This is a genomic window from Undibacterium sp. GW821-FHT07F11, assembly GCF_059418665.1.
This window is the reverse complement of the sequence record NZ_JBWKQH010000005.1, coordinates 167800-181740: the sequence shown is the minus strand read 5'-3', so window position 1 is coordinate 181740 and position 13941 is coordinate 167800. Positions and strand designations below refer to the sequence as shown.

Annotated in this window: 16 protein-coding genes; 11 read left to right on the top strand and 5 right to left on the bottom strand. The window is 48.1% G+C overall.

The window, feature by feature from the left end; translation table 11 throughout:
• Nucleotides 1-372 precede the first annotated feature (372 nt).
• Nucleotides 373-1980, top strand: a complete 1608-nt coding sequence (rtcR, locus tag AC07OI_RS14180; RefSeq protein WP_495257854.1) for an RNA repair transcriptional activator RtcR — start codon at nucleotides 373-375, stop codon at nucleotides 1978-1980.
• A 14-nt stretch (nucleotides 1981-1994) separates the two neighbouring features.
• On the opposite strand, the gene AC07OI_RS14175 is transcribed toward rtcR, so the two are convergent.
• Nucleotides 1995-2915 carry a GNAT family N-acetyltransferase gene (locus tag AC07OI_RS14175; RefSeq protein ID WP_495257691.1) on the bottom strand — a complete coding sequence of 307 codons (921 nt, stop codon included), beginning with the start codon at nucleotides 2913-2915 and terminating at the stop codon, nucleotides 1995-1997.
• Between the two features lie 244 nt (nucleotides 2916-3159).
• On the opposite strand from AC07OI_RS14175, the gene AC07OI_RS14170 reads away from it, so the two are divergent.
• The 3 genes from AC07OI_RS14170 (at nucleotide 3160) to AC07OI_RS14160 (ending at nucleotide 6872) form a co-directional block, all read left to right on the top strand.
• Nucleotides 3160-3951 carry a DNA/RNA non-specific endonuclease gene (locus tag AC07OI_RS14170; RefSeq protein ID WP_495257690.1) on the top strand — a complete coding sequence of 264 codons (792 nt, stop codon included), beginning with the start codon at nucleotides 3160-3162 and terminating at the stop codon, nucleotides 3949-3951.
• Nucleotides 3952-4125: 174 nt separating this feature from the next.
• On the top strand, nucleotides 4126-5355 hold the full coding sequence (locus AC07OI_RS14165) for a Yip1 family protein (protein ID WP_495257689.1): 1230 nt from the start codon (nucleotides 4126-4128) through the stop codon (nucleotides 5353-5355).
• A gap of 479 nt (nucleotides 5356-5834) precedes the next feature.
• A complete protein-coding gene (locus AC07OI_RS14160; protein ID WP_492703393.1) occupies nucleotides 5835-6872 on the top strand; it encodes an OmpA family protein in 1038 nt (345 codons plus the stop codon).
• A 532-nt stretch (nucleotides 6873-7404) separates the two neighbouring features.
• Here the strand turns inward: AC07OI_RS14160 and AC07OI_RS14155 are convergent.
• Together AC07OI_RS14155 and AC07OI_RS14150 are read right to left on the bottom strand one after the other, a co-directional pair.
• Nucleotides 7405-7716 carry a BON domain-containing protein gene (locus tag AC07OI_RS14155; protein ID WP_492703392.1) on the bottom strand — a complete coding sequence of 104 codons (312 nt, stop codon included), beginning with the start codon at nucleotides 7714-7716 and terminating at the stop codon, nucleotides 7405-7407.
• Nucleotides 7717-7815: 99 nt separating this feature from the next.
• A complete protein-coding gene (locus AC07OI_RS14150; RefSeq protein ID WP_495257688.1) occupies nucleotides 7816-8358 on the bottom strand; it encodes a hypothetical protein in 543 nt (180 codons plus the stop codon).
• Between the two features lie 324 nt (nucleotides 8359-8682).
• Between AC07OI_RS14150 and AC07OI_RS14145 the strand changes: the two genes are divergently transcribed.
• The 7 genes from AC07OI_RS14145 to cls all read left to right on the top strand — a co-directional run bounded on the left by AC07OI_RS14145 (nucleotide 8683) and on the right by cls (nucleotide 12922).
• On the top strand, nucleotides 8683-8877 hold the full coding sequence (locus tag AC07OI_RS14145) for a CsbD family protein (RefSeq protein ID WP_492703390.1): 195 nt from the start codon (nucleotides 8683-8685) through the stop codon (nucleotides 8875-8877).
• Nucleotides 8878-8927: 50 nt separating this feature from the next.
• Nucleotides 8928-9401 (top strand): hypothetical protein, encoded by a 474-nt coding sequence (locus tag AC07OI_RS14140; protein WP_495257687.1) that lies wholly within the window; start codon nucleotides 8928-8930, stop codon nucleotides 9399-9401.
• Between the two features lie 41 nt (nucleotides 9402-9442).
• Nucleotides 9443-9739, top strand: coding sequence for a sll1863 family stress response protein (locus AC07OI_RS14135; RefSeq protein WP_495257686.1), 297 nt, complete (start codon nucleotides 9443-9445; stop codon nucleotides 9737-9739).
• A gap of 89 nt (nucleotides 9740-9828) precedes the next feature.
• Nucleotides 9829-9981 (top strand): DUF3309 family protein, encoded by a 153-nt coding sequence (locus tag AC07OI_RS14130; RefSeq protein ID WP_492703387.1) that lies wholly within the window; start codon nucleotides 9829-9831, stop codon nucleotides 9979-9981.
• A gap of 64 nt (nucleotides 9982-10045) precedes the next feature.
• A complete protein-coding gene (locus AC07OI_RS14125) occupies nucleotides 10046-10372 on the top strand; it encodes a hypothetical protein (RefSeq protein ID WP_492703386.1) in 327 nt (108 codons plus the stop codon).
• Nucleotides 10373-10427: 55 nt separating this feature from the next.
• Entirely contained in the window at nucleotides 10428-11483 is a 1056-nt protein-coding gene (locus AC07OI_RS14120) for an NAD(P)-dependent alcohol dehydrogenase (RefSeq protein WP_495257685.1), read from the top strand.
• Nucleotides 11484-11503: 20 nt separating this feature from the next.
• A complete protein-coding gene (gene cls / locus AC07OI_RS14115) occupies nucleotides 11504-12922 on the top strand; it encodes a cardiolipin synthase (protein WP_495257684.1) in 1419 nt (472 codons plus the stop codon).
• Between the two features lie 144 nt (nucleotides 12923-13066).
• Here cls and AC07OI_RS14110 read toward each other — a convergent pair whose 3' ends face one another.
• Both AC07OI_RS14110 and AC07OI_RS14105 read right to left on the bottom strand, forming a co-directional pair.
• On the bottom strand, nucleotides 13067-13258 hold the full coding sequence (locus AC07OI_RS14110) for a hypothetical protein (RefSeq protein ID WP_492703383.1): 192 nt from the start codon (nucleotides 13256-13258) through the stop codon (nucleotides 13067-13069).
• Between the two features lie 90 nt (nucleotides 13259-13348).
• Complete coding sequence (locus tag AC07OI_RS14105; RefSeq protein WP_495257683.1) at nucleotides 13349-13933, bottom strand: BON domain-containing protein; 585 nt, start codon at nucleotides 13931-13933, stop codon at nucleotides 13349-13351.
• Between the last annotated feature and the right edge of the window lie 8 nt (nucleotides 13934-13941).

Genomic DNA, 13941 nt, shown 5'->3' with positions numbered 1-13941 from the left:
CCGCACAATGCAACAACCAGAGCATTACTTCTGGCCACTGCCATGATTGGAAACGCGCGCCAGTTGACACCCTTACTGGGAGCGGCAACCTGCATCTGCAACCTTGCTCATGACAATACTTAGACTGCATCTGGTTTTATCCAGCCCACCCAGGACTCAATCGTTTTCGGTGGTGGCACTCCCTTCATGCCTGCATGCCCTACGCTCCATCTATTGCAATGGGCGTGCCAGGTCTGCGCCATAGCGCCACACGTCTTCTTAAGTTATTGATTTAAATAGATAAATAAAGAAATCAATGACAACTCACAAGATCAACTCATAGACCTAATTTCCTATATAATTATCCAAACAGATAAATATTTATCAAAAATGATTAAGAAGAAAAAAGTCGTCATTGGTTTTATAGGCACGCAACTCGATAGTGGCCGTGGCAGTGGTCGCTGGGAAAAATGGCGCCCCACTGTTGCGCTGACCCAGCATGAAGATATCGTCATTGATCGCATTGATTTGCTCTACAGCGGCCAGCATGAGCCATTGCTCGCACAACTGGAAAAGGATATCGCCGATACCTCACCAGAAACGAAGCTACGTTCACATCAGCTGGAAATAAAAGATCCCTGGGATTTTGAAGATGTGTACGGCTGCCTGTTTGACTTTGCCAAGTCTTATCCCTTCGATACCGACAAAGAAGAATACTGGGTGCATATCACCACCGGCACCCACGTGGCACAGATTTGCCTATTCCTGATGACAGAGGCCAATTACCTGCCAGGCAAGCTCTTGCAAACGTCGCCGCCGCGCCGTCAGACCAAAGCAAATTCAGGTGAGATGACTATCATCGATCTGGATCTGTCACGCTATGATCAGATCGCCCAACGCTTTAGTCGTGAGCAGGAAGAAGGTGTGGCTTTTTTGAAGTCTGGCATTGCCACCCGCAATGCGCGCTTTAATACCATGATCGATGAGATAGAGCGTGTCGCCATCAAGTCCAAGGCAGCGATTCTGTTGATGGGCCCGACTGGTGCGGGCAAGTCTTTCCTGGCGCGACGTATCTTTGAACTGAAAAAAGCCAGGCACAGACTGGAAGGCAAGTTTGTCGAAGTCAACTGCGCCACCCTGCGCGGTGATGGCGCGGGTTCCACCCTGTTTGGCCATATCAAAGGTTCGTTCACTGGTGCCATGTCTGACCGCCCTGGTTTGCTGAGGACAGCACACAAGGGATTGCTGTTTCTCGATGAAATTGGTGAACTGGGCCTGGACGAACAAGCTATGCTACTCAAGGCGGTGGAAGAAAAACGCTTTTTCCCGGTTGGCGGCGATCATGAAGTGCAAAGCGATTTCCAGCTGGTTGCGGGCACCAACCGTGACCTGGGCAAGGAAGTAGCAGCAGGCCGTTTCCGTGAAGACTTGTATGCCCGTATCAATCTGTGGTCGTATGAATTGCCTGGCCTGAGTGGCCGGGTTGAAGACATTGCCCCGAATATCGATTATCTGCTATCGCAATACAGTGCCGAGAACGGGCAGATGGTGCGTTTCAATAAAGAAGCGAAAGACAGTTATATGGAATTCGCGACCTCCGCTCAAGCCGTGTGGGCAGGTAATTTCCGTGATTTATCAGCATCTGTCACACGTATGGCGACACTGGCCGATGCCGGACGCATCAATGATCAGAATGCCAGTGAAGAAATCAAGCGCCTGCAACGCCTGTGGTCACATGCACAAGAGGACGGTAGGGAAACGCACGAGGTGGATTTGGATGACTATCTGGATACAGAGCAAGTAGCTCAACTGGATTTATTTGATGCCGTGCAATTGCAGGCTGTCATCTCGGTTTGCTTGCGTTCTAAAAATATGTCGGAAGCAGGCCGGAAATTGTTTGCTGCTTCGCGCAGCAATAAAGCCAATCCCAATGACGCAGACAGGCTGAAGAAATATCTCAACAAGTTTGGCTTGCAGTGGGATGCCCTGCACAGGAATTGAAGCCTGGGCAAGTTTCAGTTATGCCGTTCTATGATGACATACTCGTTTTCCGTCGTGCAGAACAAACTGAAGCCCCGCCGGCTCAACATTTTCATCATGTTTGAACCTGTCTTGCAAGCGGCAAACAGGCGGCGATTTTTAAAATGCATGCAAAAGAAATCGGTCATGGCTGCACCTATGCCCAGGCCACGGTATTCATCTGCCACTACCATGGCATGCAATTCACGCTCTGAGCCTTGCTGGTTATCGACACCATACAGCATGAAAAACCCGGCCATGCGGCCATTGATGATGGAAACCCAGAATTCGACCGGCACTTTTTGCTGGCCGCCAGCCCAGGTATGCCTGACTGTCTGGCCCTCGACTATGCCCTGTCTGAAAGCGGTAGCCAACGTACGCTGCAAAACCGCATTTGAGATGTCTTCCGACAAATCACCGTTTTGCGCGCCATTCACGGCCAGCTTCACTATGCTATCGGCATCATCTGGCAAAGCCCTGCGTATGCTGGCTCTGTTGCGCCTTTGCTGGCGCATCTGCCTGATATTGGCACGCAAATATTCGGCATATCTGAGCAAGCGTTGATGCATGCTTTTGACCATCATCACCAATACTGCAATTGCGCCATACAACAACATGCTTTGTGCAATATCAAATGCCAGCAGCACCAGACTACCCGCCTGGAAAAATTGACTGAATACCTGCGCCCTGGCCAGGCTGGAGAGCATGACAAAGAAAAATGTCATGCGCCGGGAAAGCAAGGCCGCGCTAAAGGCAACGGGGAAGATATAAAACGGCGCATAAAAACTATGCGGCCCCGTGAACTCATCGAGGCAATACAGCAAGGCTTCAAGCAGAAACAAGCCTGGCAATACCCAGCGCGTTTCCAACTTGAGCAATTTATTTCTGGCGGCAGTCAGGATTACAGTGGAAAACATCTAGAGCAATATTCATTTTTTAATTTGCCGCATGGTCTGTCAATCAGGTCAAATAGGCAAGTATTTTATTGTCAAAGTAGTCTCCATTTGTTACAGGCCATCTCCATCTGACAATACAGGTATTTACTTACCAGCAAGATACCCCGAGAAAAATCATATAGAATCCAGCCCTTTCGCATTCTGCTCAATAAATGGATTTGACTCACATCAGGCTTGCCTCTACCCGGTATCTGCTTTCATATTCATGCTAAAAAAACTCACCAAACTCAGTCCCCTGCTCGTTTTTGCTGTCATCAATCTCTCTTTTGTTGATCTTTCTTTTTTTGATGTCTCTTTTCTCAATTTTCCAACGCAAAGCACGGGGGAATTTGCCGGATGTCGCCAGTTCTTTGCCAAAGGACAGATCCCGGCCATACGTACATCCACTGACATGCGCCCGCGCGCCCTTTGTTTCTCGGCATTTGCTGTACTGCACTCGGGTAAAAGCCACACGCCCATCTATGTCGCTGAACGGCTGAATCGCCAGATTATTTACAAGGCGAGAGAAAATGAGCGCAGTGATCAGTTCTATGCTGATGCCAGGTTGCCCCGTACGGAGAGGGCTGAGCTGGATGACTACAAGGGCTCTGGTTATGACCGTGGCCATATGGCCCCGGCTGCCGATATGGCAGACAGTACGGCGATGGCGCAAAGCTTTTCACTGGCGAATATGGTGCCGCAGGCACCGGCCAATAACCGCAAAACCTGGGCCGCCATAGAAAAAGCCACGCGCCAGTATGTGTTGCGGGCATCGGGCGATGTTTATGTTATTACCGGCCCGGTTTACGACTCCCGCCCGGCGACGATTGGAAACAATAAGATTTGGGTGCCCAAATACCTGTTCAAGCTGGTATATGACCCCGCCAGTGGGCGTGCCTGGGCGCACTGGGTAGAAAACACAGACCAGGCACATGCCAGCAAACCCATAAGCTATAAGGAATTGGTCAATAAAACGGGGATACAGTTCCTGCCCATGATAGAAAATGATGACACCTAGCAAGACATGAGATTTCATGTGTGGAAAACTGCAGAAAAGCGCTTAATTTTGTCCAACTTGCAAAAAACTGTAATAAACTTTGTCAGTTAGTCAAAAGCTAAGTAGCCTGTTTTCTTCAGTTTTCCTGTTTTTGGTCGCAGATACCGACCTTACCCTTTATTAAAGGAAAAACCCATGAATCTCGTTGAACGCGCGAAAAATATTACACTGACGCCAAAAAGCGAATGGCCCGTTATTGCCGCAGAAACCACCAGCACGGCTGATCTGTTTAAAAATTATGTAGCACCACTCGCTGCCATCCCTGCAGTAGCCAGTTTTATTGGCATGAGCATTATTGGTTTTGGTGTGCCTATGCTGGGTAATATACGGCTCCCTATCGTTACCGGTATTACAGCGATGGTATTGAGCTTTGTTTTTGCCTTTATCGGGGTTTACCTGATCTCATTGATTATCGATGCTTTGGCTCCACAATTTGGCGCAGAAAAAAATCCGGCACAGGCATTGAAGCTCGCCGTCTATTCTTTTACACCATCATGGCTGGCAGGCATTTTATCCTTGCTGCCATCATTAAGCGTGCTCAGCCTCCTTGCCGGCTTGTATGGCATTTATATACTGTACCTGGGCTTGCCGGTACTGATGAAAGCTCCCGAAGAAAAGGCTACGGCCTATACGGCAGTCTCTGTCATCTGCTCCATAGTGCTGATGGTGGTGTTTAGCATGGTAATCGGTGCTATTGGCGGCAGCGCGATGTACGGCGCGGGCAGCATGCATACCTCAAGCAGCACTCCCGCAACCAGCGGTGCCTTGGGCGAGCTGGAAAAGATGGGCCAGAAAATGGAAGAAGCCAATAAGAAGATGGAGGAAGCTAAAAAATCTGGTGACCCACAGGCTGAAATGAAGGCAGCAACCGAAGCACTGGGTGTAGCGCTGGGTGGTGGCAGCCAGGCAGAAGTTGTGGACAAAGACAAGTTAAAAGCCTTGTTCCCTGAAGCCATAGGCAATTTGAAACGCAATAGCCTCGAAGGTGAAAAATCTGCCATGGGTGAGTTCAAGATTGCCAAGGCAGAAGCCCGCTATGGCGATGAAAACAATCATCAGATCAGGATGACAATCACCGATACCGGTGGCAGCAAGATGTTTGGCGCCATGTTCGCCTGGGGTATGATGGAGCAGGATAAAGAGACGGACACTGGCTATGAAAAGATGGGCAAAGTGAATGGCCGTCCCACTCATGAAAGATTCCAGAAAGATGGCCCGTCCAGCGAATACAGCCTGCTGGTTGGCGGCCGTTTCCTGGTAGAAGCCCATGGTGACAACGTCGATATGGCGACCATCAAAACTGCTTCAGCGGCTATCGGTTACGACAAACTGGAAGCGATGAAAAATGAAGGTGTAAAACAATAAGACAGTAAGGCAGCAAAAATAAATATTAGTCACTGGCAACACGGTCTGCGTACTGATCTGTACCGGCCATATGAAATGATAGTCGGCAGCAATAGCATCGGCTATCAATTTCCCACAGCCTGCATTCTCCTACCCTATCCCTACCCACGGCCAGTTGCGCTGTAGCCAATCGAAGATTTTCCGTGCGGAAAATAGGTGCTGCTACATGAAAAATTCACGATACGGAGCGAAGAAAACTTTCTTCGACGCCCTATCCTTTTTTCCAATTGTATCTGCAAGCTGAGCGCAAAAAGTCCCTTCTTAATGCAAAAAAACCACATTGTGCGGCAGCGCACCGATGGAATATCGTCGGGGCTTTAGTCTGTCGGTCAGGATTAAATTACGTAAAACTCATTCCCCAAACGGGAAAAATACGTTTTCGTGACATTCCGGATTAGCACAACATTTTCCTTGCATTTACATACTTAGAAAGAATATCCATGAGCAAATTAAAAGCACTTCCCTCTGCACTGGCATTGCTGTTCTGCGCAGGCAGCGCAATGGCAGAAGATTACAATCCATCCTGGTACATTGGTGGCAGCGTCCATGCGGCAGAAACAGATGAAACCTTTGGCGCGGGCAACCGTGGTTATGGCGTCGGCCTGCGTCTGGGTAAGCCACTGGCGCAAAACTGGGATGCACAAATCAATACCAATTACACGCGCGCCACAGACAATGGCAAACGCTATCAGCAAAATGCCCTTGGCGTTGATGTGCTGTATCTGTTTTCCCGTGAAGCATTTCGTCCCTACCTGGTATTAGGCATTGCAGCAAACCGTGACAGAAGCAATGGCGGTCTGAAAGCTGGCGACAGCACAGCCCCTGCAGTCAGCGGTGGCCTGGGCGCGCAGTTTACCCTGAGTGATCAATGGTCTGCGCAAGTAGAATGGCGTAAAGTGCATGGCTATCTGCATAACAATGACTTTGGATTCAGCCAAGCCAGCAATTCCCACCTGTCATTTGGTCTGAACTATGCATTCGACAAGCCGAAGGCAGCAGTTAAAACTGCCAGCTACACACCTCCGCCACCTCCAGAACCGGTAGTCGTGCAAGCACCACCGCCACCACCTGAGCCAGTTGCACCACCGCCACCGGTCTATCAAAAAATAACACTGTCGGCGACCGAGTTGTTTGCTTTCAATAGTTCATTGCTGAGCATCCCGCAACCAAAACTTGATGACATCGCTGCAGCGTTGAATGCCAATCCGCAAATCAATCAGGTAGTGATCACTGGCTATGCAGATCGCATCGGTTCAGATCAATACAATCTGAAATTGTCTGAGAGGCGTGCCAATTCCGTCAAAACCTATCTGAACGATAAGGGTGTCGATGGACAGAGGCTGAATGCCGTAGGTAAAGGCGAAAGCAATCCAGTTGTTGTTTGCAACAACAAAAAACGCGCTGACCTGATCGCTTGCCTGGAACCTAACCGCCGTGTAGAGATTGAACAATTTACAGTTGAAAAACGCGTAAAATAATCAATGCTGCATGAGGAAAACGGGAGCTTGGGCTCCCGTTTTTTTATCTGTAGTCGAGTTCTTAAAATGAGCATTGCCTTTGCTTTACAAAGCAAAGAAATAGCAGTGTGCATGTACCTGCAAGGAAACTCTGCCCAAGCGCGGGTTGATGCGCTGGAATTATCAACACGGGATTCGAAAAAGCGCTCAGGCAAGCTTCGATAATTTCGTAGGAGTGGCTCTAGCCGCGAATGCTTTGCCTTACCGGTTGTGTCAGTTTCCGCAGCCATTCGTGGCTAAAGCCGCTGCTACAGAAGATAGGGATACGTTGCAACTGCAAGCTCGCTGGTACTTTCTGTGTCTGGCAAGTAGCAAGAATCGGATTACTCATCCGCATATTGAGCTATCTGTATGATCAGCCGGACAGGTTTTATTTATCAAGCAGAGCAGGCGAGACTGCGTGGAAAGAATGCTGGCCAGGCTAAGTGGCCAGCATTCTTTGGGCGAAAAAAAACGCTGTCATCTGACAGCGTTTCTTCATGCGAAGTAAATCTTATTTAACACGCATATCATTTTTCACAGAGCGTACACCTTTGACACTGCGCGCAACTGCAACTGCTTTTTCAATATTGGCATTTGAACTCACAAAGCCACTGAGTTGCACGGTGCCTTTGAAAGTTTCAACATTGATTTCTGCTGATTTGAGTGTAGGTTCATTAAAAATTTCTGCCTTGACCTTAGTCGTGATGACGGAGTCATCAATGTATTCACCAGTGCCTTCTTTGGTCGAAGTTGAGGCGCAGCCAGTGATTACCATCATGGAACCGACGAATACCATAGTCATCATGCGTTGAGCGATTTTCATTTTTTTCTTTCAAGAATTAATTGGAATTACGTATATCAACTAAACACAAAGCCACCTGATACTTAGATATATCGACTACGACTTTGCGCTGAAGTAAATTTATTTACCGAATTTCGATTTTGCAGCGGAGACACAGTTATCTTTACTCTGACCGGACAAGGCATCGCATTTTTCTATCGCCACTTTGTATTCTGCATTGACCTTATCGTCATTCGCATCAACGCGGGCATCGACCACTTTTTTATCTGCCTTGGCATTTGATACGGCAGCGACTTTATTAGATTTTGCCTGCTTGATACAGACATCCTTATCATTGCCAGTCATGCTGCCACATTTGGCTTTCTCTACATCGTAGTCAGCATCGGCGATATCTTTTCTGGCAGTGGTGCGTGCTGCCACGGTATTTTTGTATTCTGCCTTGGCATTTGCTTCAGTATGCACACGGGCAGCCTTAGCTTCGGCCAGGCATACATCTTTTGGATTGCCTGTAATCGCGTCGCATTTACTTTTAGCCAGTTTGAACTCAGTGCTTGCAGCTTCTTTTGCAGCGGTATAAGCAACTGATTTTTCATCTGCAGCAGCCCAAACTGCACTGCTCAGTGTAGCTGTACAAACCAGCATCATGGCTAATTTTCTATTCATATTTTTCCCCTTAGGTGTGAATATCAGGCAAATCAATCATCTGCCATCAACAATTGCAGCGTCGGAAAAGTCCGATGCCCGATTCTGATGTCAGCTCCACTACTCATCTGTGCGGTATCGAACATTGCTCAATATATATTTCATTAACACAGCATAAGCAGGCGTTTTTTTGAAATTTCTCTTGCAGAGTGTGCCAGCGCACAGAGACAAGGCAGGGAAGAGCATAAATTTGTTGTGTGGCAGATTCTTATCTGAATCAGATTGCTCTTCATATCTAGTTAAATCAAGCAAATGTGCTTGCTACTAAACACTAAAGGAAAAATCATGAACAAAGACCAAATCAAAGGCGTCGCTAAAAACATCGCCGGTAAAGTGCAAGAAAGCACGGGGAAAATCATAGGCAGCAAGGATCAGGAAATCAAAGGCCTGCAAAAACAGGTCGTCGGCAAGGTGGAGCAGACCATGGGTGATGCCCGTGAAGCCATAGAAAAAACCGTGAAAGAAATCACCAAGCCTTAAGAACAGGGCTCACCCCGTGTGAGCCAGCTTTTACCAGGGAACCAGACATCATGATTACTATCAATGACACCCAATCACTGAACATGAACCGCACAGGAACGCAGTCCCCCCACACTCTGCCCGTACATCTTTATTCACGACATAGCGACTTCAAAAGGCAAACCATGGAGCATTTTCAATTCAGTTCCAGTATCAGCACTGGTGCAAGTATAGGTATGGCAGTCGGCTGCGTACTGGGCATGATCAATGCAACACTTGCTGTCATGATTTCTCCGTTTTTTGTTCCTGGTTTCGATTTACTGGTTACCGAGCCTATGATGGCTGCACTGACAGGGGCAGCTATGGGCATAGTTCTTGGGGGTGTCGTTGGTTCTTTGCTGGGCTGGGGCATTTCCAGTCAAAAATTTGAGCAGCTGGAAACTGATCTGGAATCCAATGCCAGCTTTTGCCCGATAGCAAGAGCCGATGATCAGCAAAGGCTGGAAGCGTGGAAAGATCAACATGGGGAATACGCCAATATCTGAGTCAGGCCGGAAAATTATTACCCCCAATAAGGAGAAACATCATGACGGCCAAACGCGAAGCTTATATAGCGAGTATCAAGGCGCAGTTGAATGAAATAAATCTCAGCATGACTGAGATGGAAGAAAGAATAGCTGTCTCAAAAGAAGTACTACATGAGCAATATGCGAAAGAAATGCAAAAACTGCATGCACAGGCGCAACAAGTACGTGAAAAGCTGGACGAGATCAAATCTGCCAGTGAAAGTAATTGGGAAAACATGATCGCCACAACCGAAAAGGTACGCGACGCTTTTGTCAATTCTTGCCATTATTTTAAAGCCCAACTCCAGGATAAGTAAATCCTGAATGCAACATATGGGCTGAGTCAAAAACCAATCAACAAAAAATTGAACCTTAACCCAATTTCACCCACTCTATAGGCTACAAAATGATCACCATACTACTCGTCATACTTATCCTGGCCTTGATTGGTGTATTTCCAAGCTGGCCGCACAGCCGTTCCTGGGGTTATGGTCCCAGTGGCGTTACTGGCCTGATCGTGGTTATTCTCGTTATATTATTGCTGACGGGCCGTTTGTAATGTCCATGCATTTGTAATGCATGTAGTTTCTTAATTTCTCAATTCTCACTTTCAAGGAGTTATCATGAAAACGACAAAACAACAATTTATGACCGGCATTCTTTTTGCGTTGATCAGCGGCGCAATGCTGAGCCCGGTACTGGCTGCTGATGTTGATCCAGCAGCGATCGCCCAACGCGGTGATCCTGAGCGTTGGTATCAGGAAGAAATGACGCCCATGGCTTATTTCAAAACCCTGAAAAAAGAAGCAGAAGCTGTGTATCAGTTGTCAGTGATTGAATGCAAACGGGTAGAACGCAGCCAGCAAAGTGCTTGCCTGCGTGAAGCCAAAGCGACCATGCAACAGGATATGGCTGACGCTTATAGAAAATCGGGCATCCGTCCACGTTGATACACGGACTCATCTCGCCTCTGAATGAGGAAATGCGCTCTGATAAGGAAAAGCAATGCCCACTATGAAAGCCGCAGTTTATCTGCGCCCTGGCAAGATCGCGATAGAAGAAAAACCCATCCCTGTTCCCGGACCGGGTGAGGCACTCATCAGGATCACCACGACGACTATCTGCGGCACTGACATCCACATTCTGAAAGGTGAATATCCCGTTAAACCTGGCTTGACCATAGGGCATGAACCGGTAGGTGTGATCGCTGCATTGGGTGCAGGCGTGACTGGATATGAGATGGGTGAGCGTGTCGTCGTTGGTGCCATATCACCGTGTGGGCAATGCTATTCATGTCTGGATGGACAGCATTCGCAATGTGGCGGAAAACCCGCAGGCGGCTGGCGCTTTGGCAATACTATCGATGGCTGCCAGGCAGAATACCTGCTGGTACCGTATGCCATGAGTAATCTGGAAGTAATACCCGATGGGCTTACAGATGAGCAGGTGCTGATGTGCCCTGACATCATGAGCACAGGGTTTGGTGGTGCTGAAAGTGGTGATATCAAGATAGGTGACACTGTCGTCATCTTTGCCCAGGGGCCCATAGGCCTGTGTGCGACTGCCGGTGCCAAATTGCGCGGAGCCAGCCTGATCATTGCAGTGGATGGGGTGACCAGTCGTCTTGACATGGCCAGGACGCTGGGGGCAGATATCACTATCGACTATACCAAAACTGACCCATTGACAGAAATCATGCGCCTGACTCATGGTCGTGGTGTGGATGTGGCGATTGAAGCCCTGGGTACACAAATGACTTTCGAGAGTTGTTTACGTGCTTTAAAACCGGGCGGAAGATTGTCCAGCCTGGGTGTGTATTCAGGCAAGTTAAGCCTGCCTCTGGATGCCTTTGCTGCAGGTCTGGGGGATCACAAAATCATTACGACCTTATGTCCGGGCGGCAAGGAGCGTATGCGACGCCTGATGAATGTCGTCAAATCGGGGCGAGTAAAGCTTGATGCTATGGTGACGCACCGCTTTAAACTTGATGATATAGAACAAGCCTATGACTTGTTTGCCAATCAGCGCGATGGCGTATTGAAAGTCGCTATTACAACCTGACTCTACAAAAAGGACCAGACATGGCTGTTCACCATAGACTACCACCTCATTTATTGATGAGTTCTGTGGGCATAGCCATCCTCATCATGCTCAATGCCTGCAGTTCACTGCCAGAAATTAATTACCTGGAGCCGGCCCTTGACCAGCCACAAAAAACTGCATCAGCCAAACCTACCATCAGTAACGCCAAGGGTGAGCTCAGTACCTCGAAAGCTCAGGCCCTGATGCGGCAGCGATGGAAAAATTCCAGTGTCGGCCTGGCCAATATGCAAGCCTTGGCAGCGCTGGAAGAAGCCGTTACCGGTAGCCCGCTGATTGCCGGTAACCAGGTCACTTTGCTATTCGATGGCCCACAAACCATGAATGCAATGATGACGGCCATCAGGCAGGCAAAAGACCATATACACCTGGAAACCTATATCTTTGACCAAGATGAACTGGGTTTGGAATTTGCCAGACTGCTTATAGAAAAACAACAGGCTGGGGTAGAGGTCAATATCATCTACGACAGTGTTGGCACCATAGGCACGCCTCAAAGCTTTTTCGACAATATGAAGGCAGCTGGCATACATTTGCTGGCGTTCAATCCGGTCAATCCTGCCAAACTGCAGGGTCCATGGTCACCAAACCGGCGTGACCACAGGAAAATCCTGATCGTCGACGGTGAAATTGCCTTCACAGGCGGTGTCAATATCAGCGCCAGTTATGCGAATAGCTCGCTATTCCGCTCGAAATCAAAAAATCCTGACAAGGTTGGCTGGCGTGACACGCATATACAGATCACCGGGCCAGCCGTCGCCGCATTGCAATGGGTATTCCTGGAAACCTGGCTGAATGCTGGCGACAAGCCGCCAGCTGATAAATTATATTTCCCGGCATTAAAAAACCAGGGCAATAAAATGGTTCGTGTGCTTGCCAGTGAGCCAGAAAGTAACCCTGCCATTTATAAAGCGTATTTACTGGCGATACAGGAGGCCAGGGACAGTATCCATATAACGTCCGCTTATTTTGTACCTGATGCACAGATATTAAAAGCGCTGATTGCAGCGGCCAAACGTGGCGTGGACGTGAAGATCATCATGCCTGGCGTGACGGACAGCGGCCTGGTGTTTCATGCAGGTCAATCTTTTTATGATGAGATGCTGGCTGGGGGAATCAAAGTCTATCAATTGAATATTTCTGTGTTGCATGCAAAAACCGCTGTCATCGACCAGGTGTGGTCAACTGTAGGATCAACCAATATCGACACCCGCAGTTTTTTGCATAATAAAGAAGTCAATGTCGTCGTCATTGACACTGAGTTTGCGGTAGCGATGGAAAATGCGTTTAAAGAAGATTTACGCCTGTCTACAGAGATCACGTTGGAAACCTGGCAACAACGTCCGCACATGAATAAGCTGAAGGAATGGCTGGCCAGGCGGCTTGAATACTGGCTCTGATATGGTCATGATAGGGACGGACATGTTTTTGTTTCATTGTGCATACTGGAGTCACCGTAACAATAAGTACCAGGACTAATATCGCTGCTCACCACCATACAACAAATATGCATGTTCCAGCTCGCCTGCCGTCGGCAATAACAATTATTTCTTCTTGTCAGACACGGGTATATCTGCCACTTTCTGCGGTGTAATTGAGATAGCCACCGGGTCACTGGCTGGAAAACTTTCGTCCAGAGCCTCGTCCAGATCGTCCTCTTTCTTTTTAATAACTTTTTTCTTTTCTTCTGGTTCAGGCTTAACAGGCACTAGCTTCTCGTTTTTATCATTGATCATCACATTACCCCACATTAATTGGTAAAACTTCCCCACATCATTGAAAGATGAGGGGAAGTGTTGAACTGCAAATATCTGGTAAAGATCCGATCAGTTTTTTACTTTCAGATTATTGATAACGCTCTGCACACCCGAAACGCTCTTGGCAACCTCAATTGCGTGCGTTGCCTGCGACTCGCTATCGACAAAACCACTCAGTTGGACTTCGCCTTTGCGGGTGACTACAGCTACATCCATGCTTTTCATTTGCGTGTCTTGCAGCATGGCTGTTTTGATGCCGGCAGTGATGACACTATCATCGATCTTGTTACCCACTGTCTGTTTGCCTTCTTTCAGCACGAGCTTATTATCGACTTTCTTGACGCCCTCTATAGCCATCGCTACGGCGGCACTATGGTCAATTTGTGCCTGATTGTCGGCAAAGCCACTCAACAAAACTTCGCCCTTGCGGGTTTCAATTTTTACGTCCGTGCCTTTGATGATATCGTCAGACATCAATGCAGTTTTGACTTTGGTGGTGATGACAGAATCATCAATTGCCACACCAATAGTAGTGGAGGCATTTGATGCGGTGCCATCTGGCGCTTTATTGCAACCCGCCAGTACCAGCAGAGAAGCAGATACCAGGGGCAAGATATATTTAGTGCATTTTGTATGTAGTAAGTAACTCATCATCGTTCCTT

Coding starts and splice junctions, on each gene's coding strand:
- AC07OI_RS14175 (WP_495257691.1), bottom strand. CDS start 2,915: ATGTTTTCCACTGTAATCCTGACTGCCGCCAGAAATAAATTGCTCAAG.
- AC07OI_RS14170 (WP_495257690.1), top strand. CDS start 3,160: ATGCTAAAAAAACTCACCAAACTCAGTCCCCTGCTCGTTTTTGCTGTC.
- AC07OI_RS14165 (WP_495257689.1), top strand. CDS start 4,126: ATGAATCTCGTTGAACGCGCGAAAAATATTACACTGACGCCAAAAAGC.
- AC07OI_RS14160 (WP_492703393.1), top strand. CDS start 5,835: ATGAGCAAATTAAAAGCACTTCCCTCTGCACTGGCATTGCTGTTCTGC.
- AC07OI_RS14155 (WP_492703392.1), bottom strand. CDS start 7,716: ATGAAAATCGCTCAACGCATGATGACTATGGTATTCGTCGGTTCCATG.
- AC07OI_RS14150 (WP_495257688.1), bottom strand. CDS start 8,358: ATGAATAGAAAATTAGCCATGATGCTGGTTTGTACAGCTACACTGAGC.
- AC07OI_RS14145 (WP_492703390.1), top strand. CDS start 8,683: ATGAACAAAGACCAAATCAAAGGCGTCGCTAAAAACATCGCCGGTAAA.
- AC07OI_RS14140 (WP_495257687.1), top strand. CDS start 8,928: ATGATTACTATCAATGACACCCAATCACTGAACATGAACCGCACAGGA.
- AC07OI_RS14135 (WP_495257686.1), top strand. CDS start 9,443: ATGACGGCCAAACGCGAAGCTTATATAGCGAGTATCAAGGCGCAGTTG.
- AC07OI_RS14130 (WP_492703387.1), top strand. CDS start 9,829: ATGATCACCATACTACTCGTCATACTTATCCTGGCCTTGATTGGTGTA.
- AC07OI_RS14125 (WP_492703386.1), top strand. CDS start 10,046: ATGAAAACGACAAAACAACAATTTATGACCGGCATTCTTTTTGCGTTG.
- AC07OI_RS14120 (WP_495257685.1), top strand. CDS start 10,428: ATGCCCACTATGAAAGCCGCAGTTTATCTGCGCCCTGGCAAGATCGCG.
- cls (WP_495257684.1), top strand. CDS start 11,504: ATGGCTGTTCACCATAGACTACCACCTCATTTATTGATGAGTTCTGTG.
- AC07OI_RS14110 (WP_492703383.1), bottom strand. CDS start 13,258: ATGATCAATGATAAAAACGAGAAGCTAGTGCCTGTTAAGCCTGAACCA.
- AC07OI_RS14105 (WP_495257683.1), bottom strand. CDS start 13,933: ATGATGAGTTACTTACTACATACAAAATGCACTAAATATATCTTGCCC.